Source organism: Streptomyces sp. KL116D (assembly GCF_030766975.1).
GTDB classification, from domain to species: Bacteria; Actinomycetota; Actinomycetes; order Streptomycetales; family Streptomycetaceae; genus Streptomyces; species Streptomyces longispororuber_A.
The window spans coordinates 37,919-59,385 of sequence record NZ_JASERH010000009.1 but is presented as its reverse complement, the minus strand read 5'-3'; the positions used below and the strand labels follow the sequence as shown (position 1 = coordinate 59,385).

Annotated in this window: 22 protein-coding genes and 6 pseudogenes; 14 read left to right on the top strand and 14 right to left on the bottom strand. The window is 73.7% G+C overall.

All coding sequences use genetic code 11. From position 1 onward, the window contains the following. Window positions 1-232 precede the first annotated feature (232 nt). Complete coding sequence (locus RBJ77_RS02625) at window positions 233-1,000, top strand: LysR substrate-binding domain-containing protein (protein ID WP_372343483.1); 768 nt, start codon at window positions 233-235, stop codon at window positions 998-1,000. A 67-nt stretch (window positions 1,001-1,067) separates the two neighbouring features. Beyond that, entirely contained in the window at window positions 1,068-1,196 is a 129-nt protein-coding gene (locus RBJ77_RS02620; protein ID WP_372343482.1) for a hypothetical protein, read from the top strand. A gap of 669 nt (window positions 1,197-1,865) precedes the next feature. Here RBJ77_RS02620 and RBJ77_RS02615 read toward each other — a convergent pair. From RBJ77_RS02615 to RBJ77_RS02590, 6 genes and pseudogenes are all read right to left on the bottom strand, one after another. After that, window positions 1,866-2,672 carry a tetratricopeptide repeat protein gene (locus RBJ77_RS02615; protein WP_372343600.1) on the bottom strand — a complete coding sequence of 269 codons (807 nt, stop codon included), beginning with the start codon at window positions 2,670-2,672 and terminating at the stop codon, window positions 1,866-1,868. A 59-nt stretch (window positions 2,673-2,731) separates the two neighbouring features. Next, window positions 2,732-3,046, bottom strand: a pseudogene (locus tag RBJ77_RS02610) (tetratricopeptide repeat protein); the annotation flags it as partial. Window positions 3,047-3,190: 144 nt separating this feature from the next. Then, on the bottom strand, window positions 3,191-3,553 hold the full coding sequence (locus RBJ77_RS02605; protein ID WP_372343481.1) for a hypothetical protein: 363 nt from the start codon (window positions 3,551-3,553) through the stop codon (window positions 3,191-3,193). 36 nt (window positions 3,554-3,589) lie between these two features. Further along, window positions 3,590-3,826, bottom strand: coding sequence for a hypothetical protein (locus tag RBJ77_RS02600; protein ID WP_372343480.1), 237 nt, complete (start codon window positions 3,824-3,826; stop codon window positions 3,590-3,592). A gap of 254 nt (window positions 3,827-4,080) precedes the next feature. Next, on the bottom strand, window positions 4,081-4,311 hold the full coding sequence (locus tag RBJ77_RS02595) for a hypothetical protein (RefSeq protein ID WP_372343479.1): 231 nt from the start codon (window positions 4,309-4,311) through the stop codon (window positions 4,081-4,083). A 1-nt stretch (window position 4,312) separates the two neighbouring features. Further along, window positions 4,313-5,446, bottom strand: coding sequence for a hypothetical protein (locus RBJ77_RS02590; RefSeq protein WP_372343478.1), 1,134 nt, complete (start codon window positions 5,444-5,446; stop codon window positions 4,313-4,315). A 664-nt stretch (window positions 5,447-6,110) separates the two neighbouring features. Here RBJ77_RS02590 and RBJ77_RS02585 point away from each other — a divergent pair. Next, window positions 6,111-7,760: pseudogene (locus tag RBJ77_RS02585) on the top strand (glycoside hydrolase family 13 protein). A gap of 67 nt (window positions 7,761-7,827) precedes the next feature. On the opposite strand, the gene RBJ77_RS02580 reads toward RBJ77_RS02585, so the two are convergent. Beyond that, window positions 7,828-8,127, bottom strand: coding sequence for an SGNH/GDSL hydrolase family protein (locus RBJ77_RS02580; RefSeq protein WP_372343477.1), 300 nt, complete (start codon window positions 8,125-8,127; stop codon window positions 7,828-7,830). After that, complete coding sequence (locus RBJ77_RS02575) at window positions 8,124-9,014, bottom strand: hypothetical protein (protein ID WP_372343476.1); 891 nt, start codon at window positions 9,012-9,014, stop codon at window positions 8,124-8,126. The genes RBJ77_RS02580 and RBJ77_RS02575 overlap by 4 nt, the downstream gene beginning before the upstream one ends. Window positions 9,015-9,342: 328 nt before the next feature. Between RBJ77_RS02575 and RBJ77_RS02570 the strand changes: the two are divergent. The 9 genes and pseudogenes from RBJ77_RS02570 to RBJ77_RS02530 form a co-directional block, all read left to right on the top strand. Beyond that, window positions 9,343-9,399 (top strand): annotated as a pseudogene (locus tag RBJ77_RS02570) (hypothetical protein); the annotation flags it as partial. 615 nt (window positions 9,400-10,014) lie between these two features. Further along, window positions 10,015-10,164: a hypothetical protein gene (locus RBJ77_RS02565; protein WP_372343599.1), complete on the top strand. Its 150-nt coding sequence runs from the start codon at window positions 10,015-10,017 to the stop codon at window positions 10,162-10,164. Window positions 10,165-10,287: 123 nt separating this feature from the next. Next, window positions 10,288-10,698 carry a MarR family transcriptional regulator gene (locus RBJ77_RS02560; protein WP_372343475.1) on the top strand — a complete coding sequence of 137 codons (411 nt, stop codon included), beginning with the start codon at window positions 10,288-10,290 and terminating at the stop codon, window positions 10,696-10,698. Continuing rightward, window positions 10,695-10,829: a hypothetical protein gene (locus RBJ77_RS02555; protein ID WP_372343474.1), complete on the top strand. Its 135-nt coding sequence runs from the start codon at window positions 10,695-10,697 to the stop codon at window positions 10,827-10,829. Before RBJ77_RS02560 ends, RBJ77_RS02555 begins: the two co-directional genes overlap by 4 nt. Window positions 10,830-11,343: 514 nt before the next feature. Continuing rightward, a complete protein-coding gene (locus RBJ77_RS02550; protein ID WP_372343473.1) occupies window positions 11,344-11,613 on the top strand; it encodes a hypothetical protein in 270 nt (89 codons plus the stop codon). 147 nt (window positions 11,614-11,760) lie between these two features. Then, entirely contained in the window at window positions 11,761-12,099 is a 339-nt protein-coding gene (locus RBJ77_RS02545; RefSeq protein WP_372343472.1) for a hypothetical protein, read from the top strand. 45 nt (window positions 12,100-12,144) lie between these two features. Continuing rightward, window positions 12,145-12,746 (top strand): annotated as a pseudogene (locus RBJ77_RS02540) (hydrolase). Between the two features lie 181 nt (window positions 12,747-12,927). Further along, window positions 12,928-14,433 (top strand): annotated as a pseudogene (locus RBJ77_RS02535) (NCS1 family nucleobase:cation symporter-1). 153 nt (window positions 14,434-14,586) lie between these two features. After that, entirely contained in the window at window positions 14,587-15,183 is a 597-nt protein-coding gene (locus RBJ77_RS02530; protein ID WP_372343591.1) for an aspartate/glutamate racemase family protein, read from the top strand. Between the two features lie 7 nt (window positions 15,184-15,190). Here the strand turns inward: RBJ77_RS02530 and RBJ77_RS02525 are convergent, their stop codons facing one another. The 5 genes and pseudogenes from RBJ77_RS02525 to RBJ77_RS02505 form a co-directional block, all read right to left on the bottom strand. Then, window positions 15,191-15,394 carry a hypothetical protein gene (locus RBJ77_RS02525; protein ID WP_372343471.1) on the bottom strand — a complete coding sequence of 68 codons (204 nt, stop codon included), beginning with the start codon at window positions 15,392-15,394 and terminating at the stop codon, window positions 15,191-15,193. Window positions 15,395-15,526: 132 nt separating this feature from the next. Continuing rightward, window positions 15,527-16,111: a hypothetical protein gene (locus tag RBJ77_RS02520; RefSeq protein WP_372343470.1), complete on the bottom strand. Its 585-nt coding sequence runs from the start codon at window positions 16,109-16,111 to the stop codon at window positions 15,527-15,529. Window positions 16,112-16,928: 817 nt separating this feature from the next. Then, the gene (locus RBJ77_RS02515; RefSeq protein WP_372343469.1) at window positions 16,929-17,120 is read right to left on the bottom strand and encodes a hypothetical protein; all 192 of its coding nucleotides are present in this window, start codon (window positions 17,118-17,120) and stop codon (window positions 16,929-16,931) included. 148 nt (window positions 17,121-17,268) lie between these two features. Next, on the bottom strand, window positions 17,269-17,547 hold the full coding sequence (locus RBJ77_RS02510; protein ID WP_372343468.1) for a hypothetical protein: 279 nt from the start codon (window positions 17,545-17,547) through the stop codon (window positions 17,269-17,271). Further along, window positions 17,501-18,273 (bottom strand): annotated as a pseudogene (locus RBJ77_RS02505) (glycosyltransferase family 2 protein). Before RBJ77_RS02505 ends, RBJ77_RS02510 begins: the two are co-directional and overlap by 47 nt. Window positions 18,274-18,374: 101 nt before the next feature. On the opposite strand from RBJ77_RS02505, the gene RBJ77_RS02500 reads away from it, so the two are divergent. Both RBJ77_RS02500 and RBJ77_RS02495 read left to right on the top strand, forming a co-directional pair. Then, a complete protein-coding gene (locus RBJ77_RS02500) occupies window positions 18,375-19,160 on the top strand; it encodes a winged helix-turn-helix domain-containing protein (protein ID WP_372343467.1) in 786 nt (261 codons plus the stop codon). 2 nt (window positions 19,161-19,162) lie between these two features. After that, window positions 19,163-20,275, top strand: coding sequence for a sensor histidine kinase (locus tag RBJ77_RS02495; protein WP_372343466.1), 1,113 nt, complete (start codon window positions 19,163-19,165; stop codon window positions 20,273-20,275). 10 nt (window positions 20,276-20,285) lie between these two features. Here the strand turns inward: RBJ77_RS02495 and RBJ77_RS02490 are convergent, their stop codons facing one another. Then, entirely contained in the window at window positions 20,286-21,287 is a 1,002-nt protein-coding gene (locus tag RBJ77_RS02490) for an NAD-dependent epimerase/dehydratase family protein (protein ID WP_372343465.1), read from the bottom strand. Window positions 21,288-21,467 lie beyond the last annotated feature (180 nt).

Sequence of the window (21,467 nt, the reverse complement as noted above, 5' to 3'; positions counted from 1 at the left end):
TGACGGGTTCATCGTGAGGTCGCGGGGCGTCACGCGACAAGCGACCGTTTCTCACCGCAGCTGTGCGCACGGCTCACAGGTGTGGCCGGTCCGGCTCCCTGCCCACCGCACGGAACCCGTGACTCAGAGTTCACCCATGCCCCGCCCCGACCTGCCGCTCGGCGCTCTGGAGCCCTTCGAGAGGCGGCGGTGCGGCACGGCAGCATGACACGCCGCCGCCCGCGAACTCCACGTGACGCACGGCGCCGTCAGCCGGCAGGCGCGGCTCGAGCGGGCCCTGGGCGTCGAGCGCCAGCCTCGAGCGGGGCCGCGCGCGCTCGTGCCGACCCCGGCGGCCCGCCGGCTCGCCGCGACGGTCCGCGACGCGCTCGACGACACCGAGACGGCCGCCCGCGAGATCGCCCGCCGCCCGCCCACCGGCCCGCTCACCCTGTCCTGCGAGCCGACGCTCCTGATGCGCTGGCTCATCCCGCGCCTGCCGGACCTGGCCGAGCGGGCACCCGGCGCGTCACCTCTGCACCTCGTCGCCGCGGGCGGCCGTCCACTTCGAGCGGGACGGCGCATCGACCTGGCGATCCGCCGGGACGACTTCCCGTTCCCCGCCGACACCCACGCCACCCGGCTGTTCGCCGAGCACGTCGGACCCGTCCACCGGCCCGACTGCCCGGCCGCCGGCACGCTGCTGCACACCGCCACCCGCCCCGACGCCTGGGACGACTGGCGCCGCCGCACCGGGAGCCGTTCCCGGCCGCGTCGAACAGACCTGGAGCACTTCTCGCTCAGCCCTGCAGGCCGCCGCCTCGGCGTGCGTCGGCACCGCCATCGGCCGTACGCGCTCGTCCACGACGACCTGGCGCGCGGCGCGCTGACGGCCCCGTGCGGCTTCGTGTCCGGCGGACCGCGTACCACCTGCTGGGCCGCCGCCCGGTGGAGAGCGATCCGCGCACGGCCGCCCTGCGCGACTGGCTGCGCTCGCTGGCGGCCGAGCCGCGCGTCCTGACCACCGCACCGCCGAATCCGTCGAAACCTCCGCCTAGTGCCTCGCGACCGTGTCGTGCGCTGGCCGGATGCGAAAGTCCGAGGACGCCGACGGCGAGCGGATGTTCGTCACCGCGCTGGTGCGCTCCTCGTTCCTGGTGAACGCCGTGTACGCGGAGTCGAGGCGGCTGCACGGACTCACCAGCAGGGCCAGTTGATGTGCGATCCTGATGCCGCAGCCGTACGGGATGCGGGAGCTCGGCACGATGTCTCGGCCTCGCCAGGTCCAGCCTGACCGGGCTCGTGGACCGCACCGCGCAGCGTGGCCTGGTGCGCCGGGAGCCCGACCGGAGGACGGGCGGGCCGTGCGGGTCGCCCTGAGCCAGAGCGGCGCAGCCCCCGTCGGAGTTCTACGACGAGACGTGCCGCCGCATCGCCCGGCTTCCCGACGGCCTCACCGACACCGAGCGCGGGACACGCTCGCCGGTGCTGCTCGCCCGCGTCGTCCGGGACAGCAAGGTGCCGGTCGTCTTCGGGGACTGACCGGCGGTCCCGATCCGCCGCTCCGCTCCCGGTGGCGGGCCGGTTCACACCGCGTGGCGTCGACCGGGGCCGGCAGGGCGACGGCCCGCCGTCGTGGTGCACCAGCGGCCCGCGTCCGAGACCCGCCCGGCCTGCTGGCACCACGAGCCCGATGACCAGGGCGTGGTCGCCGACCGGACGCCAGCTGACGGAGGCGTGAGGACCCGCCGGGCCAGAACCCCGTCGAGCGCGGGCGGTCCCAGCGGATCCCGGTACCAGGACGTACGCGGCGAACTCGGGCCCCGCCGGGACCGCCGAAGACCCGGGCCACCTCCTGCTGGCCGCGCGAGACACGCTGCCGCGCATCACCCAGGTCGCGTCCCGCACCGCCGTCCACGACGCGGACCGCAGCCCGACCGACCAGAACGACATCGGCGCGGCGGCCGAGGGAGAGCGACACCAGCGACGTAGCACGCAGAACCCGACCGGCCGCTCGCCGACCGTGACGACGGCGACGCCCTTGGCGCGTGCCGGACAGCGGCACGGGCGCACCAGATCGGCGCGCTCCGGCCGGACGGGCCCGCGACGTCGCAGTCGCCGCTCACGCCTGCCTCCCGCAGGGCGTCGTCCCGGCCCGCGCCGCGATCTCTCTCGGCGTGCGGCGACACGTCGTCGGCGCCGAGCGCGGCGAGATGCGGGCTCCGCCAGTCCGCCACCGCGCCCGCCGCGTCCCCGAGGGCGAAGCGGCTGGCGCCCGCAGGTACAGCGGCTCGGGATCGGCTCGGAGCCGCGGCGGCCAGCACCCGGTCCAGATCGGCCACGGCCCGCCGGTGCTCGCCCAGGGCCTGCAGCGCCACCGCCCGGTTGGCCCGCAGCTCCGGGTCGCCCACGAGCGCGAGCGCCGCGTCCAGATCGCCGACCGCGTCCTCGGTCCGGCCCGCCTCGAACGCGAGCACCGCCCGGTTCGCCCACGCCGCCACGCAGGTCGGATCGGCATGCAGCGCCGTCGAATAGCTCTCGTACGCCGCCTCGACGTCACCGAGCTCCGCGAACAACGCCCCCTGCGCCGCCCGGAGTCGCGCGTGGTCCGGGGCGAGGGCGAGGCCGTGCTCGACGTCGGCGGCGGCCCGGTCGAGCGCGCCGCGCGCGAGCAGCAGGTCCGCGCGGTGCACCAGCGACTCGACGTGATCGGGCTCCAGGTCGAGCGCGCGTGGTCCAGATCGCGCAACGCGCCCTCCTCGTCGCCGAGTTCGCGCAGCAGGTCGGCCCGGCTGAAGTGCGCCTCGTAGAACGGCGGCGTGAGCCGGATCGCCGCCGCGTAGTCCGCGAGCGCCTCCCTGGGTGCCGGCCGAGCGCCCGGTGCTGGGCGGCCTCGCTCGAAGTAGTAGTCGCCGTAGTCCGGGTCGCGGCGGATCACCTCGTCGTAGTCGGCCAGCGAGTCGGCGTGGTCGTGCCGGGCGCCGCGCACCTGCGCGCGGTTGTACAACAGCACGCTGCGGTGCAGGAGTTGCTCGTCGGGCCCGAAGTCGGCGTCGGTGATCTCCATCGCCTCGTCGACCAGCGCGAGCGAACCGTCGACGCTGCCGCGGTGCAGCTCCACCAGGGCCCGCGCGTTGCGCATGAACGCCCGTACCAGGATCCGCTTGTGCGGGTCGGGGTGCGCGTCGGCGATCGAGATCGCCCAACGTGTTCACCCACGCGAGGGCGAGGTCCTCGTCGTGGGCGTCCTTCGGCAGGAACCGGGTGTACGCAGCATCGCCATGAGGTAAGCGGTGCCCATGTGGACGTCCGGCGAGGTCGAGCCGCGCCGCATCTCCTCGAAGTGAGGGAAGGCGTCGTGGCCGCGCCCAGGTAGCACAGAGCACGCGCCGATCTTGTGCGTCAGGATTTCCAGCACGTGCGGGTAGGGTCCGGCGTCGTCGAGCAGGGCGCGGCCCCGCAGCGCGAGGTCGACCACGGCCTCGTGAGAACCCCTTGTCGAGCAGACGCCGACGGCCTCGACGATCGACCGGACGCCCGCGCCGCGGGTCCAGCGCCGCGCTCCAGGTGGCACGGGATCGCGCCGAGCCGCAGGGTCGGCTCGTCGCGCTCAGGCGAGCAGCGCGGCGCGCGCGGTGTGCCGGCGGGCCCGCTCCTCGGCGGGCAGCGCCTCGTAGGCGCGGCGCAGACGCGGCTCGTCGGTGGTGCCGTCGGCGTCGACGTAGAGCTGGGCGACGTCCGTGTCGGGCAGCAGCTCCGGGTCCACATAGGGGAGTCGGGGAGCCCGGTGGGCGTGGGCGGCCAGCGCCCGGCCGAGCAGGTCGTCGGCGGCCCCCGCGCCGTCCACGACCACGGTCAGTACTCGCGGGGTCGCAGCGCCGCAGCAGCACCGCGACCAGGTCGCGGTCGGTGGGGTCGGCGTCGTCGAGGCCCGGAAGGCGATGGTGACGCCCTTCGTGGGCCGCCCCGGCCCAGTCCACGAGGAGTTCGGCCACGCCGTGCGCGATGCGCAGCGCCCGGGCCGCCGGGTAGAAGCGGGTGCGTTCCCTGGCCGAGGCGAGAGGTTGGTGAGTGTCTGCGGCGGGGTCGGCACGATCGCCATCAGTTCGGGTGCGATCGACTCCACCTCCAGCGCCCGGGCTGCCGCCACCAACTCGGCGTCCCGCTCGACCAGTTGGGAACGGTCTGGTGGAGGAGGAAGTGCGCGGCGGTGAACGGGCCGCGTAACCGGCGGTGGCAGCGCACGTGCAGAGCGGCGGCGGGCGGCGGCTCGCCGTCGGTGGTCTGTGCGGTGGCGTCCAGCCACCAGTGACGGGTCGGCAGGGCGGTCATGTCAGGGCTCCTTCGGAGGACGGCGTGGAGGGCGGGACCGGGTGCGCCGGTCCCGCAGCGTGACGTGGACGAGCAGCCCGATCTGCACGGGGCCGACAGGGCGATGAAGCCCGCCGCGTCGACCAGCTCCCAGAACGAGGTGTCGGCGCCGCCGAGCCGGCCGGCGATCGTCGACCAGAAGTGCAGCGCGGTGGGGAGGCCGGCCCAGACGAGCGAGGCCAGCGAGAACCCGTACCCGGCGATGAGCAGCGGCGCGTACCAGCGGGCCACCGCCCGGTCGCGCTCGGACCACTCGGTGTCCGGGACGGGCGGAGCGAGACGCAGCGCACGCCGTACGCCGCTGCGGATCCGGAAACGCGTCGCGTTCTGCAGATCCGTGCAGCGGGCCGCGGTCGTCACCACGTAATAGATGTCGGTCTCCAGATAGAACAGGAATTGCCAGATGAGTCGCAGGACGCAGGTGAATGCGACAGCGAGACAGAGTTTGTGAATCCACTGACGGAATTCCATGACCGTCGAGCGCGAGCGACATGAGGGTGAGTCCGCACAACAGGACGACATCGGCCAGCATGCCCGCGCAGAACGGGAGATAGCGTTTGCGGCGCTCCACGCTCAGCAGGGAATCGAGCCGGGCCTCCGCGACCAGGTAGTAGAGCCGCCGCCCGATCCCCAGCGTCGACGGCAGGCCGAGCCTGCGGCCCGCGAGCGCGTGGAACCCCTCGTGGATCACGATGCACGGGATGGCGAGCGCGAAGATCGTGATCGGGATCAGCGACAGGTAGTGGGTGAAGAACACCTGGTGGTACGAGGGCCTGAGCCCGGGATCGTGGACCATCACGGTCACCGCGCCCGCCACGACGACGCCGTACGCCAGCCATGCGGGCGCCCCGAACAGCAGCCGCCCGAGCCCCTGCCACCGCACGGTGGGCGTGTCGGTGCGTGCCTCGTCCGTGCGGAGGAAGCCCAGCTCGGACAGGGTCTCCAGGAAGTCGTCCATATCGAGCGGCGCTCCGCAGACCCGCTCGTACCAGTCGGCCACCTCGGCCACCGGCAGCCCGTCGGCGAACATCCGCAGGGCCTGCGCCCCCTCCTCGGGGAACACCGCGTAGGACCCGGTCTCGGGCCGGCCGATCATGCGACGCCGTCGTCCTCGGCCACCATCGTGAGCCGGTGCAGACGCACGGTCGTGCTCATCGCGCACCTCTCTGAGAGGAACCGGAGCCGGGCCCCGAAGGCGGCCCGGCTCCGACCCGCGGGCGTAGGACTTACGCGGCGTCGCCGCAGAGGTAGTAGCAGGCGGTGGTCAGACGGATCGGACCGGCCTTGCGGACGGAAATCTTCTTCATGGCGTTCCCCTCCCGGAGAGATTGGACTTGTGCGAATTCCGGAATCGCTGATGCGCTTCCAGCATCAGCACCCGCATTCGGGCCTGTCAACGAGGAACGGAGACGTCCGGAAATTAATTTCGGACGGCTTCGGGAAGGATTTTCCGAGGAATTCCGGGCAGGGAAGCCCGGCTCCGGGCAGCGGAAAAAGGAATTCAGGAAATACCTGAGAGGAAGAGAAAACGATCAGCGGAGCGCTCTGCGCACCATCCGTACCTCCCGCACGGCCCCCGTCGGTCCCGGCTCGACGCCGGTCTGCAGTCTCCTACGGAGAGGGTCGCAGCAGCGTTCAACTCGGTTGCGGCCGGGGTCCGTTGACCGGCGTTCCGGCAGGTCGGGGCAAGTTCGCGGTGTTGATCGCCGTCCCGGGCGCAGCCTTCTTCTACCTTGTCCCCCATGAACCAGCAGCACCCCATGGACGAGCCCGTCGCCCTCGCCACCACGACCCGTGAGTCCACCGACTGGTGGCGGGACGCGGTCATCTACCAGGTCTATCCACGCAGTTTCGCCGACAGCGACGGCGACGGGACGAGGGGACCTGGAAGGGATCCGCCGTCGCCTGCCGTACCTGAAGGGGCTGGGCGTGGACGCGGTGTGGCTGTCCCCGTTCTACGCGTCGCCGCAGGCCGACGGCGGCTACGACGTCGCCGACTACCGGGCCGTCGATCCGATGTACGGGACGCTCCTGGACGCGGACGCGCTGATCACGGACGCGCACGCGCTGGGTCTGCGCATCATCGTCGACCTGGTGCCCAACCACTCGTCGGACCAGCACGAGTGGTTCAGGCGGGCCGTCGACGAGGGGCCGGTTCGCCGCTGCGGGACCGCTACCACTTCCGGCCGGGCAAGGGCGCGGACGGTGAACTGCCGCCCAACGACTGGAGTCCGTGTTCGGCGGCCCGGCGTGGACGAGGGTCGCGGACGGGGCGTGGTTCCTGCACCTGTTCGCCCCGGAGCAGCCGGACTTCAACTGGGAGCATCCGGCGGTGGCGGACGAGTTCCGCTCGATCCTGCGGTTCTGGCTCGACATGGGCGTCGACGGCTTCCGGATCGACGTCGCCCACGGCCTGGTCAAGGCCGAAGGACTGCCCGACCTGGGCGGCCACGACCAGCTCAAACTGCTGGGCAACGACGTCACGCCGTTCTTCGACCAGGACGGCGTGCACGACATCTACCGGACCTGGCGCACCATCCTCGACGAGTACGACGGCGAGCGGATCTTCGTCGCCGAGGCGTGGACGCCGACCGTCGAGCGGACCGCGAACTACGTCCGCCCCGACGAACTGCACCAGGCCTTCAACTTCCAGTACCTGAGCACGCCGTGGGACGCGGTCGCACTGCGGCAGGATCGTCGACGCGTCCCTGGACGCGATGCGCCCGGTGTGCGCCGGCCACCTGGGTGCTGTCCAACCATGATGTGACCCGGCACGCGACCCGGTTCGCGAACCCGCCCGGCGGCACCCAGATCCGCACCCCGGGCGACCGCGAACTGGGTCTGCGCCGGGCGCGGGCGGCGACGCTGCTGATGCTGGCGCTGCCCGGTTCGGCGCGTACGTCTACCAGGTGAGGAGCTCGGCCTGCCGGACGTCACCGACCTGCCGGACGAGGCGCGGCAGGATCCGTCGTTCTTCCGCGCGCCGATGGGCAGGACGGCTTCCGCGACGGCTGCCGGGTGCCGATCCCGTGGACCCGCACGGGCTCCTCGTACGGCTTCGGGGACGGTGGCAGCTGGCTGCCGCAGCCGGACGGCTGGGGCGAGATTGAGCGTCGAGGCGCAGACCGGGGTGGCGGGCTCGACCCTGGAGCTGTACCGCTCCGCGCTCGCCCTGCGGCGGCAGGCGGCGGGCCTCGGTGACGGCGAGCGATCCGGTCTGGTGGGACGGCGCCCCCGAGAGGGTGCTGGCCTTCGAGCGGCCCGGCTTCGCGTGCACCGTCAACGTCACCGGCGCCCCGGTCCGGATCCCCGCGCCCGGCACGGTCCTGCTGGCCAGCTCGCCGGTCGAGGTGACCGACGGCGAGATCGAGCTGCCCGGCGACACGACCGTGTGGTGGGCGACGGCGTAGCAAGAAGAGGCAGAGGAAGAGACAGAGGAAGAGGTGGCGGGGCCGGCGCCGGCCGCCACCCGCCCGGTCAGCGCCTGAGCAGCTTCAGCGGGAACGCCTGCGCCATCGCGGCCATGCCCGCGTCGTTGGGATGCAGACCGTCACCGCTGTCGTAGGCGGCGAGCAGCCGTCCGGGGTGCTGCGGATCGCGCACCGCGGCGTCGAAGTCGACGACTCCGTCGTACGCCCCGCTCGTCCGGATCCACCGGTTCAGCGCCTGCCGGGCCGCCTCCCGCTCGGGCGTGTAGAAGCCCAGCGAGTCACCCTCGAACGGCAGGATCGTCGCGCCCAGGGCCTGGAGGCCGTGGTCGTGCGCGCGGCGGATCAACCGCCGGTGACCGGCGATGAGTTCGGCGGCCGTGACCTCCTCGTCGGCGGGCGCGGTGGTGCGGGTGACCGAGGTCGTTGACGCCGAGCAGCACCACCACGGCGCGGGCGCCCGGCTGGCGCAGCACGTCGCGGTCGAAGCGCCGGAGCCCGCTCTCCCGAAGTACGCCGCGTACGACTCGGCGGGGAGCCCAGCGGCGGGTTCGGGTCGCGCAGCAGCCGGTTGCCGCCGATGCCCGCGTGTTCAGCACGCGCGGTGGCGGCCAGCTCGCGGTCGCCGCGTAGCCGCTCGGCCAGCAGGTCGGGCCACCTGTGGTTGGCGTCGAGCCGGGTGTTGGAGCCGTCCGTGATCGAGTCCCCGAACGTGACCAGCGCCGAAGCCGCCCGGCTGCGCTGCCGGTCGACCGAGACGCCGGACAGGAAGCGGCGGTTCGTGATGGTCTGCGTCGGCGTGATGTCGGGCTTGCCCGCGACGTTGCCCGCCGCGACCCAACCGTGCTGGAACGCCGAGGAGTGGATCGTGCTGCCGGGCGTGCGCTGCGGCAGGCAGAGGCTGACCACGAGGTCGCCGCCCGCCTCGGTGGCCAGGGCGACCGGGTCGCTCCACACCTGTGCGCCCGCCGCGAGCGTCGTCGCGGTCCGGCCGCCGAACCGCAGCGTCCGGTCGGCGGCGGGATCCACGGCGGTGCCGGGGCCGCCGTCGGCCCGGCGCGCGACGTGGGCCGCGCCGATGGTCAGCGGGGTGCTGCCGAACTCGTTCGTGAGCCGGACCCGCACGGCCCGGCCGGCGACGCTGAGGTGCACGATCTGCCGCAGCGTCACGTCCTCGAACGTCGTCGTGTCGGTGCCCGGCACCCCGGTGGGCGCGGCCGCCAGCCGCCGGTCCACCCGCCGCCCGCGCCGTGCGCCGACGGCGGCAGGGCGAGGACGGCCAGCAGACCGGCGAGGGGGAGCGCCAGCAGGGCGAGGGAGCGGCGGAGCAGGGTGCGTCCGAGCGTGCCGCGGCGGAGGGTGCCGCGTCTGGGCACGCAGCGTCTGGGCACGGGGCCTCTGGGAATCGGGGCGTCTGGGCATGGGCGTCGTTCCTTCCGTGACGGAGGTGTGACGGCGCGACGGAACGTACGGGTGGGGGCCGAGCGCGTCAATGGGGCGACGGGTGCGGCGGCGATGATGAGGTTGACCCTCACACCGTGTGAGGCCGTGGAGTGGAGACACCATGTTCACCATCGGAGACTTCGCCCGCCACGGCCGCGTCTCGGTCCGGATGCTGCGCCACTACGACGCGACCGGACTGCTGCGCCCCGCCCACGTCGACCCCAGCCACCGGCTACCGCCACTGACACGGCGGCCCAGCTCGCCCGGCTCAACCGCGTCATCGCCCTCAAGCGACCTCGGCTTCACCCTCTGCAGCAGGTCGCGAGATCCTCGCACGACGAGGTCGGCGCCGAGCAGTTGCGCGCCATGCTGCGGCTGCGGCGGGCGGACCTGGAGGCGGACATCGCGGCGGCGGCCGCCCGGCTCGGCCAGGTCGAGGCGCGGCTCCGGTCCATCGAGAGCGAGGGGCACATGCCCGCCGAAGACGTCGTCATCAAGCAGCTGCCCGCGGTCCGCGTCGCCGAACTCACCGCCGTCGCAAAGGACTTCGACACCATCGGGCCGGTCATCCAGCCGTTGTACGAGGAGCTGTTCCGGCGCCTCGGCGTGGCCGGCATCCAGCCCACGGGGCGGTGTCGCCCGCTACGAGGACGCGCCGGACGGCGGCATCCTCGTCCACGCGGGGGTCGAGTGTCGGCCGCGCCGCGCGACGGCGGCGACAGCGGGACGGGGTGCGGGTGCTCGACCTGCCGCCGGTCGAGAGCGCGCCGCGACCCTCGTGCACCGGGGATCGATGGACGCCGTCCTGCCCTCGGTCCAGACGCTCGCCCGCTGGATCGACGCCCACGGGCACCGCTCGGTCGGATACCCCAGGGAGATCAACCTGGAGTGCCCCGAGGACCGTGCCGACTGGGTGACCGAACTCCAGGAACCGCTCGCCTGACCCCGTGCAGGGACGGACAGCCCAGACTGTGCAGCCTTGGTTGCACAGTCTGGGCTGTCGATCTACGGTGAAGCATGACCGAGAACGAAGAACCCGTCTCCGAAGCCGCCGCCCAGGCGGCCGGTGACGTCTGGGTGGTCGTCGGCCGCCTGCTCCGCAGGCTGCGCGCCCTGGAGGAACTGGAAGGCGGAGGACATCACCTCCGCGCAGGCCTCCGTCATCTCCCGGCTCTCCAAGCAGGGCCCCGCGTCCGCCAGCGATCTGGCGGCCATCGAGGGCGTGCGGCCGCAGTCCATGGCCAAGACCGTCATCGCCCTGGAGCAGGCCGGGATCGACCGGCGCAGCCAGGACCCGGACGACGGCCGCCGGCAGCTCGTCGCCCTCACCGAGCTGCCACGAGCGCCGGCAGGGCGTCCGGCGTGCGCCCGGCAGGCCTGGCTCGCCCGCGCCCTCCAGGAGCACGGCACCGAGGAGCAGATCCGCGCCGCAACGATCACCGCCATGGAGCTGATCGACGAGGTGGCCCAGGCGTGAGCCGGATATCCGAGCGCATCCGCCGCACCCGGCCCGCCGGGCCGGACGGCTTCGACCGGCGGCTGGTCGCGCTCGATGGTCCTGGCTCGGTGCTCAACCCGATCAACTCTCGATGCTCGCGGTCGCGCTGATCCCCATCGGCCGCGCGTTCGGCGCACCGCCCTCGCAGACGGCCTGGCTCGTCTCGGGCTCTACCTCGCCACCGCCGTCGGCCAGCCGGTCATCGGCCGGCTCGTCGACGCAGTTCGACCGCGCCGCCTCTATCTCGTGGGCACCGCGCTGGTCGGCGTCGCCGGATCCCTGTCGGCGTGCTCGCCCCGGCCCTGTGGGTGCTGGTCGTCTCTGCGGGTCCTGCTGCTTCGGCACCTCCGCCGCCTATCCCGCGTCGATGTCGCTGCTGCGCACCGAGTCGGAGCGCACCGGACTGAAGAGCCCCAGCGGCATCCTCGCCACCCCGTCGGCGTCCTCCCAGGTCATCTCTCGTCGTCGGGCCGACGCTCGGCGGCGTCCCCATCGGCGCGGCTGGCATCTGATCTTCGGATCAACGTGCCGCCGTCGGCGGCCTCGTCTGGTCCTCGGCGCGCGGCGCCTGCCCAGGACCCCGCAGGGCGAGCGTGGTCCGACGCGCGGGCACCGACGTACCCGATGGCGCTGTTCGCCGCGTCGCCGACCGCGTTCATGCTCGCCCTGATGGGGCCCGGCCTCGCGCACGCGTACCTGCTCCTGATCGGCCTGCCGCGGGCGCCCTGTTCGTCCGCCGTGAGCGCGGCGCGCGCACCCTTCCTCGACCTGCGGGTCCTGGGCGGCAATGGACCGCCGCTCGCGACCTACGCCCGGCAACTCCTCGCGCGTACACCACCGCGCACGTCTTCCCGTACGGCTACGCGCAGTGGCTCCAGGAAGGCCGCGGCCTGAGCGCCTCGGCGGCGGGACTGCTCCTGCCGCCGATGTCGCTGGCGGCGCTCGCCGTCACTGCGTGCTCACCGGCCGCCACCCCCAGGTGCGCGGCAAGCTCGCCGCGTCGGCGCCGTCTCCTTCCAACTCGTCGGCTGTGCCTCCCTGTTGTTCCTCGACGCCGACAGCCCCGGCTGGCTGCTCGTCCTGGTCGGCGTGGCCTTCGGGATCCCGCAAGGGCTGAACGGACTCGCCAACCAGAACGCCCTGCACGCCCAGGCCGATCCGGCCCGCATGGCGTCCGCCGGGCTCCTGCGCACCTTCACCTACCTCGGCGCGCTGCTCGCCGCCGCCGCGAACGCCGCCTTCTTCCAGGACGGCGCGCCACCACCGCGCGGGACCGCACGACCTGGCCTGGCTCGCTCGTCGCGGTCGCCGCGCGCTGTTCCTGGTCATCGTGAGCCTCGCCGACCAAGCTCGCTGCGCCGCGTCGGCCGCGAGGCGTAACCCTCCTCTCCCGTCTCGCCCCCGTATCCGAAAGGGACCGTAGCCATGCCCGTCACCGCACTCGACCCCACCTCCGCACTCGTCGTCGTCGACCTCCAGAAGGGGCTCATGGGCGTGCCCGCCACCCCGCACGGCACGGCCGACGTCGTGCAGCGCACCGCGCGGCTCGCCGACGCCTTCCGCGCCGAGGGCCTGCCCGTCGTCCTGGTCCGCGTCACGTACGCGGCGGACGGCGCCGACAAGACGCTCCGGCCGCACCGACACCCCGCAGCGCGGCGGCACCCCGCCCGAGGGCTGGGACGAGGTGGTCGACGTGCTCGCCGGCCACCCCGGGGACATCGTCGTCACCAAGCGGAACTGGTCCGCGTTCTACGGCACCGACCTCGATCTGCAACTGCGCCGCCGCGGCGTCACCCAGATCGTCCTGACCGGTGTCGCCACCAGCATCGGCGTGGAGTCCACGGCCCGCGCCGCCCACGAGCACGGCTATCACGTCACTCCTCGCCACGGACGCCATGACCGACCTCGACGACGAGGCGCACCGGGGCAGCGTCGAGCGGATCTTCCCGCGCCTCGGGGAGACGGGCTCCACGGACGACGTCCTGAGATGCTGGTCCGGCGCGGCTGAGAGGGCCGAAGAGCGCTGAGAGGGGCCGGAAGGGCGGTATACGTCGGCGGTGAACGGGTGCGCAAGTCCCGTGCGCTATGGCGTACTTCACCCATCGATCGATGATCGGAATCTGTTGACCTCTCGGAAATCCGCGGCCGTAACGTCCACTCCACGACTTTGGAAGTGTGATTTCGGATAGCGGAACCGAGGGGTCTTCGATGGCCACTGCACAACAACGGGACAACTCCGGCGACGGACTCGCGACGCCCGAAGGGCGGGACTGCAGCCCCCGCCTCTACAACAGCGATCTGGCCCCACGAAGGCGGCGGCCGCAGCTGCGCGTACAACGTCTTCACGCTCTGGGCAACGACGCGCACAGCCTCGGCAACTACGCGTTCGCCATCGGGCTCTTCGCGCTGGGCATGAGCGTGTGGGACATCCTCATCGCCTCGCGATCGCCTCCGTGCTGCTGTTCGTGCTGCTCAACCTGTCCGACGGATGGGACACCGCACCGGTGTCCCGTTCCCGGTGATGAGCCGGATCGCCTTCGGCGTGCGCGGCTCCCAACTGCCCGCCGTGGTCCGCGGGGCCGCCGCCATCGCCTGGTTCGGCATCCAGACCTACCTCGCCTCCGTAGCGCTGCGCACGCCGATCACGGCGCTGTGGGCGGGCGCGGCCGACCACGACAAGAACGCGATCCTCGGCCTGTCCACGCTCGGCTGGATCAGCTTCCTGTTCCTGTGGCTCGTCCAGGTGCTCATCGTCAGCTTCGGCATGCAGGCCATCCGCCGCTACATGGCCGTCGCCGCACCGACCGTCCTGGTCACGGTGCTCGCCCTCGCCGTGCGGGATGTTCACCTCAAGGCGGACATGTCGATCGCGCTCGACAACGGCGAGCCGTTCACCGGCGGCGCGAAGTGGCCGCACATCTTCGAGGCCGCCGCGCTGTGGGTCGTCGTCTACGGCACGTTCGTCCTCAACTTCTGCGACTTCACGCGGTCCGCGAAGTCGCCCCGCTCCATCACCCGCGGCAACCTCATCGGCATCCCGGTGAACATGCTGTTCTTCGCGGTGATCGCCGCGGTGCTCTCCGGCGCCCAGTTCCGCCTCGACGGCGAGGTCATCACCAGCCCCACCGACATCGTGCGCACCATCCCCAGCACGATCCTGCTGGCCCTCGCCTGCCTCTGCGCTGCCGATGCTGACCGTCGCCGTGAACCTCCTCGCGAACTTCTCGTCGCGCCGGTCTACATGCTGGTCAACCTCTTCCCGCAGCGCCTCGACTTCCGCGCAGCGCGGGCGTCGTCAGCGCCCTCGTCGGCCTGGTGATCCTGCCCTGGAACCTGTACGACAGCCCGGTCGCGGTCACCTCACTTCCTCGGCGGCCTCGGCGCCCTGCTCGGCCCTCGTCTTCGGTGTCGTCATGGCCGACTACTGGCTGCTGCGCAAGGCGCAGATCAACGTGCCGCACCTCTACTCCGAGGACCCCGAGGCCACCTACCACTACCGGCGCGGCATCAACCCGAAGGCCGTCGGCGCTCTCTCGTCCCGTCCGCCGCGATCGCCGTCGTCATCGCCCTCGTCCCGTTCTTCTCCGGGATCTCGGGATTCTCCTGGATTCATCGGCGCGGCCATCGCCGCCGCGCTGTACTGGGTCGCTGAGCGACCGCACACAGACCTTCGAGCACATCGACGGCGAGGCCATCGCCGTCGCCGCCGAATGAACCACACTCCTGGGAGTACCACCCGCATGCGCATCCTCGTCGCCAACGTCAACACCACCGAGTCGATGACGAAGAGCATCGCCCTCACCGCGGAGTCGGTCGCCGCACCCGGCACCGAGATCGTGCCGCTCACCCCGGACTTCGGTCCGAGTCCTGCGAGGGCAACTACGAGAGCTACCTCGCCGCCGTCGCCGTCATGGAGAAGGTGCGCGCGCCTACCCCGAGCCGTACGACGCCGTCATCCAGGCCGGGTACGGCGAGCACGGCCGCGAGGGGCTGCAGGAACTGCTCGACGTGCCCGTCGTCGACATCACCGAGGCGGCCGCCAGCACCGCCCAGTTCCTCGCCACAAGTACTCCGTGGTCACCACCCTCGACCGGGCCGTGCCGCTCATCGAGGACCGGCTCAAGCTGGCAGGGTCACCGACCGGCTCGCCTCCGTGCGCGCAGCGGCCTGGCCGTGCTGGAGCTGGAGAGCGACCCGGACGCCGCCGTCGCCGCGATCGTCGAGCAGGCCGCGGCCGCCGTCGAGCAGGACCGCGCCGAGGTCATCTGCCCCGGCTGCGGCGGCATGGCGGGCCTCACCGAACAGGTCGTCGCCCGCACCGGCGTGCCCGTCGTCGACGGGGTGGCCGCCGCCGTGACCATCGCCGAGTCCCTGGTCAGGCTCGGCCTGACGACGTCGAAGGTGCGCACGTACGCGCCGCCGCGCCCGAAGGCCATCCGCAACTGGCCGCCGCGCACGGCCTGACACCCGGTCAGGAGGCCGTGCGCCGCCCGCCGCGGCGTACGGTCACCAGCGCGATGCCCGCCAACGCGCAGCCCAGCAGTCCGAGTTCGGACACCGTCGGCGGTCCGGCAGGGCCGAGCGCCCAGTCGCCGAGGCGCACCGTGAACGGCACCGCCAGCTGCACCGCCGCCGTGAACACCGGACCGCGCAGCAGGATCAGCCGGCGCCGCACGAGATGAGGCGGGGGCGTGGACCGCGCCGCCCAGCAGCACGTGATGCCGCCCCACCGGGCGAGAGGGAGGCGCCGTCGGCCGGCACGGCGAACGGCAGCATCACCAGCGAGCGTCGCCAGACCCAGCAGCAGCTACCCGGCAGCGCGGCCGATCGGCGCGACACGAGCCGCCGCCGGCAACAGGAACCCGTACGCGGCGAACGCCAGCATCGCCACCGCGAGCCTCGAGCTCCCGGCGAGATCGACCCGCCCGCCCCGTCCCGCACGCTGCTGTACGCAATTCTCGGTCGCCACCGCGGCGAGCACCGCCCCCGCGGCCTGCCGGACCGTGGCCCGCTGCCCGAACAGCAGCGCCCCCACCGCCAGCGAGGCGTGCACGGCATCAGCGCGACGACCAGATTGGTCAGCGAGGCCGTGCCGATGCGCGGCGAGCGCGAGCAGCGTCCCCATCGCGTACGCGGCGAACCCGAGCAGCGCGAGCAGCGCCAACGCCCCTGGCTGTCGCGGTACTCTGACGCAGCTCGTGGCGCCCTCGGCCCGCGCCGCGCGCACCCCGCAGAGCACCGCGCAGCACACCCCGGTCCGCGCCCGCCGCGACCACCAGCGGATCGGTGTCTCTCGACCAGCGCCCCGGACAGCAGCCACGTGCCGGCGAGGAGCGCGACGAGCGCGCGCGGCGAGCACGGCGACACCGGCCGGGCCGGGACCCTGCCGCACGCCAGGGGCCGTCGAATCCACCCGGCGCTCGCCGACCGCCGACCGGCGCGTGCGACGCCTCTCGACGGTTCGGCTCGGGACGATCTGCCGGGCACGCTGGTCGATGACCATGCCGTGGTGGTCTGCGGACCGGCGACCGTCGGGACGTGGGTGCGCAGGGCGACGCAGTGCCGGCCGCCCGCCGTCCACCGGTCGGCGATCCGCCACGTCGACGGCCCGGCATGGCGGAGCAACGCGGGCGATGCCTGAGCCGGGCCCACGGGAACGAGTGCTCGCGGCCGCCGGACCGCCCGGCGCTCCCGACCAGCCGGACGGTGACCCGCTCGCCGATGTCGCCCGGCGCGGTCTCGACGATCAACAGGCCGCCGGGGCAGAGGAGTTCGGCCATCCGGGCCAGCGGTGCGCCCGGGTCGCGCGCGATGCCGCCGAGATTGCCGTCCACGAGCAGCGCCGGCCACGCCATCGGCCGGCGCCGCAACGGCGCGAACACCGACCGCACCAGCGCCCGCCCGCCCAGCTGCCGGGTGCGACGCGACGCGGCCTCGCTGGCACGTCGATGCCGAGTGCCGGCTCGCGCGCGGCCAGCTCCGCGACCAGTGCCGTCCCGGCCCGCACCCGACGTCGAGGACGGCCGGTCGCAGCGGTCCAGGAGCGCCCGGTCCACGGCGTCCGCCCGCGCACCAGCGGTCGACCTCCAGGGCATGCAGCCAGCCGTCGCCCCGGCGCGGAAGAGCGGTCCGCCGCCGGCCCGCAGCGCGTCGGCGTAGGGATCGGCCGACCGAGTGGCGCCCGGCGGCCCGCACTTGGCGTACGACGTTCATCGGCGGCCGACCGCTCGGCAGCGGGCCAGTTCCGCGGCGAAGCGGCTGCCGGTGCGCCGCGGCGGCGGCGACCGCCTCCGCGATCCGCCGCCGTAGTCCACGTCCCGCAGGCCCGGCAGGTCCCTGACCCGCAGCCCCGCGGCCATCAGCCGGGCCCGCTGGACGGCGCCCGTCGCGGGCGTCGACATGGGACGCCCCGCAGCAGCGCCGGATCGGGATCGGCGAGGCCGCAGCGCCCAGAACTCCGCCGCCGTCGGCGGGGCCGAAACACGCGTCGTACCCGGCGAAGTCCACGGTGAGCAGCTCCGGCGTCACCTGGGTGGGTGTCCATGCCGATCAGCAGGCGGGCCCGGTGCAGCCGGCGAAGGCGGCGGCGAGCCGCTCGTCCAGACCGCCCGCGCACTGCGGGACGACCTCGAAGCCGGGCGGCAGCCAGCGGCCCGGCCCGCCCGTCCAGCACCAGGACCCGCGCCGCGCCGGGTCGCGGCCACCGCCCGCAGCGTGCCGTGAGGGCCGCCGCGGCGAGCGCCGCCGCCTGCTCGGGGTGAACGGCGGGTGAGCCGGGTCTTCACCCGCCGGGCCGTGGTTCCTGGCGATCACGAGCAGGGTGGTCACGGACGGCTTCCTCTCGACGGGGTGCGACGGGCGACGGGGGCGCGAGGGGCGGCTCGGCCAGCACCCGAGCCCATGTCGCGCACGCCTGCCAGGTCCCGCGCAGCGGTGCCGGTCACCTTCGAGGCGCCGGAGCGCGGCAGGTACGGACGTCGTGCTCAGGTGACCCGCCAGCCCGCGTCGTGGCCGCCCGCACGACCATCTGCAACGGGTAGCCGCTGCGCCGGTCGGACAGGCCGAGGTCGAGCAGCGCCTCCCGGAGCGGCGCAGGCCCGCAGCGGACCGAGGTCGCGCAGCCGCAGGCCCGTGCGCCTGCGCAGCAGCAGGCCAGCGCGACGTTCCCGCCCGGGCGTGCGCGCCAGGCGCCCCGGCCGCGCGGCCGACGCCGCCCGAGCACCAGACGGCCGCGCCGCCGCGCACCTCGTCGACGAACGGCACGAGCAGCGCCGGATCGAGGGAGGCGTCGCAGTCGCAGAAGCACACGACGGCCGTCGCCGCGGTCGTCCTGCGTGGCAGGCGGCGCTCGGAACCGCGCCGCGGCTCCTCGACGACGGTGGCGCCCAGCGCGCGGGCGATGCCGGCCGAACCGTCGGTGGAGCCGTTGTCCACGACGATCGCCCGCCAGCCCGGCGGAATCCGCCGAGCACCACGGCAGGCCTCCGCCTCGTCGAGGCAGGGCAGGACGACATCGACGCCATCGGGCGTGGAAGGGATCAGCACGGCTCTCACCCTACGAACGAAAAGCCGCAAACGGACTTCAGCTCCTTACGAAACAAGGACGTCGGAGCGCGGCGGCGGCCGGGCGCCGCGGCCGGTGCGACGCTTGACGCATGGAACAGCAGCAGTCGTCCGAACAGGTGCCCGCCGGCGGAGACGCGGGCCGGGCCTGCGTCCTCGTCGTCGACGACGACCCCACGGTCGCCGAGGTCGTCGCGGGTTACCTGACCTCCGGGCCGGGCACGCGTCGACCGGGCCGGGGACGGCCCCGCCGCGCTCGCCCGCGCCGCGGAGCACTGCTCGACCTCGTCGTCCTCGACCTCATGCTGCCGGGCATGGACGGCCTGAGGTGTGCCGCTCGCTGCGCCTCGCGCGGACCCGTCCCCGTCGTCATGCTCACCGCGCGCGGCGACGAGGACGACCGCATCCTCGGCCTGGAAGTGGGCGCGGACGACTACGTGACGAAACCCTTCAGCCCCCGCGAACTCGTCCTGCGGGTGGGCTCGGTGCTGCGCCGCACCCGGCCCGCCCCGGGCCTCCGCCCGCTGGACGCGGCCGGACTCGCGGTCGACCCGGCCGCCCGCCGCGCCACCCGGGGCGGCACCGAACTCGCGCTCACCCTGCGCGAGTTCGACCTGCTCGCCTTCTTCCTGCGGCATCCCGGACGGGCGTTCAGCCGCGAGGACCTGATGCGCGAGGTGTGGGGCTGGGACTTCGGCGACCTGTCGACGGTCACGGTGCACGTCCGACGGCTGCGCAACAAGGTCGAGGACGACCCGGCCCGGCCGCGGCTGATCCAGACGGTGTGGGGCGTCGGCTACCGCTTCGACGCCGGTGGTGCCGGGGACGCCGGAGACGCCGGGCACGCCGCGGGTGCCTCGGACCGTGTGGGGGAGTGACCGTGCGCGACATCCTGCTCATCGCCCTGCTCGCGTTCCTCGGCGCGTGCGCCGCGGGCCTGCTCGGCGCCGCCGCGCTGTGGCTGCTGCGCCGCCGCTCCCTGACCACCTCGCTCGCCGTGGTGGCCGCCGTCGCCGTGGGCGCGATGCTCGCCGGCACCCTGGCCGTGGCCCAGGCCATGTTCCTGTCCGCGCACGACCTCACGGTCGTCACCACGGTCGTCGCGATGGCGGCGGTCGTCTCGCTGGCCACCGCACTCCTGCTGGGGCGCTGGGTCGTGGCCCGCAGCCGTGAACTCACCCTCGCCGCCCGGCACTTCGGCGACGACGGCGGCTTCACCGCGCCCACCGGACCGGCCACCGCCGAACTGGCCGCGCTCAGCCGGGAGCTGGCCGCCACCAGCGACCGGCTGACCGAGTCCAGGGAGCGCGAGCGCCGGCTGGAGACCTCCCGGCGCGAACTCGTCGCCTGGATCTCGCACGACCTGCGCACCCCGCTCGCCGGACTGCGGGCCATGTCGGAGGCGCTGGAGGACGGCGTCGCAGAGGACCCGGACCGCTATCTGCGGCAGATCCGCACCGAGGTGGAACGCCTCAACGCCATGGTGGGCGACCTCTTCGAACTCTCCCGCATCCACGCGGGCAGCCTCGTCCTGACCCCGGCCAGGGTCTCGCTGTACGACCTGGTGGGCGACGCCATCGCGGGCGCCGACCCGCTCGCCCGCGAGCACGGGGTGCGGCTCGTCGGCGACGGCGTCGAGCGGGTCCCCGTGGACGTGGACAGCAAGGAGATGAGCCGGGTGCTCGGCAACCTCCTGGTCAACGCCATTCGCAGGACCCCGGCCGACGGCACGGTCGCCGTGTCCGCGGCCGGTTCGCCCGACGGCGTCGTCCTCACCGTCTCCGACGGCTGCGGCGGCATCCCCGACGAGGACCTGGCCCGGGTCTTCGACACGGGCTGGCGCGGCACCCACGCGCGCACCCCGCCGGCCGGCGCGGGCCTCGGCCTCGCCATCGTCCGCGGCATCGTGGAGGCCCACCGGGGCCGGGCCACCGTACGGAACATCCCCGGCGGCTGCCGCTTCGAGGTCACGCTGCCGCCCGCCGGACCCTGAGCGGGCGCCGTCACTCCCCGCGCAGCCGGGCCCGCGCGAACTCCCGCATCCCGTCGGCGAACGCGACCCCCGGCCGCCAGCCCAGCTCGGCCCGCAGCCGCGCCGAGTCCGCCGTGATGTGCCGGACGTCGCCCAGCCGGTACTCGCCCGTCACCACCGGCTCGGGCCCGCCGTACGCCGAGGCCAGCGCGCGGGCCATCTCCCCGACGGTGTGCGGGTCGCCGCTGCCGGTGTTGTACGCGGTGAGCGCACCGGCGGCCGGCTCCGCCTCCAGAGCCGTGACGTTGGCCTCCGCCACGTCCCGCACGTGCACGAAGTCCCGCCGCTGGCGGCCGTCCTCGAAGACCCGCGGTGCCTCCCCGCGGGCCAGCGCCGACCGGAAGAAGGAGGCGACCCCCGCGTACGGGGTGTCCCGCGGCATCCGCGGCCCGTACACGTTGTGGTAGCGCAGCGACACCGCCGAGCCGCCCGTCGACCGGGCCCACGCGGCTGCCAGGTGCTCCTGGGCGAGCTTGGTCGTCGCGTACACGTTGCGCGGGTCGGCCGGGGCGTCCTCGGTGACCAGCCCGGCGGTCAGCTCCCGCCCGCACACCGGACAGTGCGGCTCGAACCGCCCCGCCGCCAGATCGTCGACGGTCCGCGGACCCGGCCGGACCACCCCGTGCACCCCGCACGCGTAGCTGCCCTCGCCGTAGACCACCATCGACCCGGCGAGGACCAGCCGCCGCACGCCCTGTCCGGCCATCGCCGTGAGCAGCACGGCCGTCCCGAGATCGTTCCGGGAGACGTACTCGGCCGCGTCACCGAAACCGTTGCCGAGCCCGACCATCGCGGCCTGATGACAGACGGCGTCCGCCCCGCGCAGCGCCCGCGCCACCGCCTCCGGGTCCCGGACGTCCGCCGCCGCGGACGCCCGCACGTCGAACACGACGGGCTCGTGCCCGCGCGCCGCCAGCGCCTCGACGACATGGGACCCGATGAACCCGGCACCGCCGGTGACCAATACCCGCATGGCGTCACGCTAGGGCGCGGCCCGCACGGAATCCGCCGCCACGCCCGGCACGTCACCGCTCCGTAAGACATCGCGGCCCACCCGGGGGAGCGGGACGGACGAACACTATGAACGCAATGATCCCAGGGGTGGCTCCCGACCCGCGCCGGTTCCTAACATCCCGGCTCTCAGCGCCATTTC

Coding starts and splice junctions, on each gene's coding strand:
- RBJ77_RS02500 (WP_372343467.1), top strand. CDS start 18,375: ATGGAACAGCAGCAGTCGTCCGAACAGGTGCCCGCCGGCGGAGACGCG.
- RBJ77_RS02565 (WP_372343599.1), top strand. CDS start 10,015: ATGGACGCCGTCCTGCCCTCGGTCCAGACGCTCGCCCGCTGGATCGAC.
- RBJ77_RS02590 (WP_372343478.1), bottom strand. CDS start 5,446: ATGATCGGCCGGCCCGAGACCGGGTCCTACGCGGTGTTCCCCGAGGAG.
- RBJ77_RS02620 (WP_372343482.1), top strand. CDS start 1,068: ATGCGAAAGTCCGAGGACGCCGACGGCGAGCGGATGTTCGTCACCGCG.
- RBJ77_RS02595 (WP_372343479.1), bottom strand. CDS start 4,311: ATGACCGCCCTGCCGACCCGTCACTGGTGGCTGGACGCCACCGCACAG.
- RBJ77_RS02490 (WP_372343465.1), bottom strand. CDS start 21,287: ATGCGGGTATTGGTCACCGGCGGTGCCGGGTTCATCGGGTCCCATGTC.
- RBJ77_RS02550 (WP_372343473.1), top strand. CDS start 11,344: ATGGCGCTGTTCGCCGCGTCGCCGACCGCGTTCATGCTCGCCCTGATG.
- RBJ77_RS02515 (WP_372343469.1), bottom strand. CDS start 17,120: ATGTCGACGCCCGCGACGGGCGCCGTCCAGCGGGCCCGGCTGATGGCC.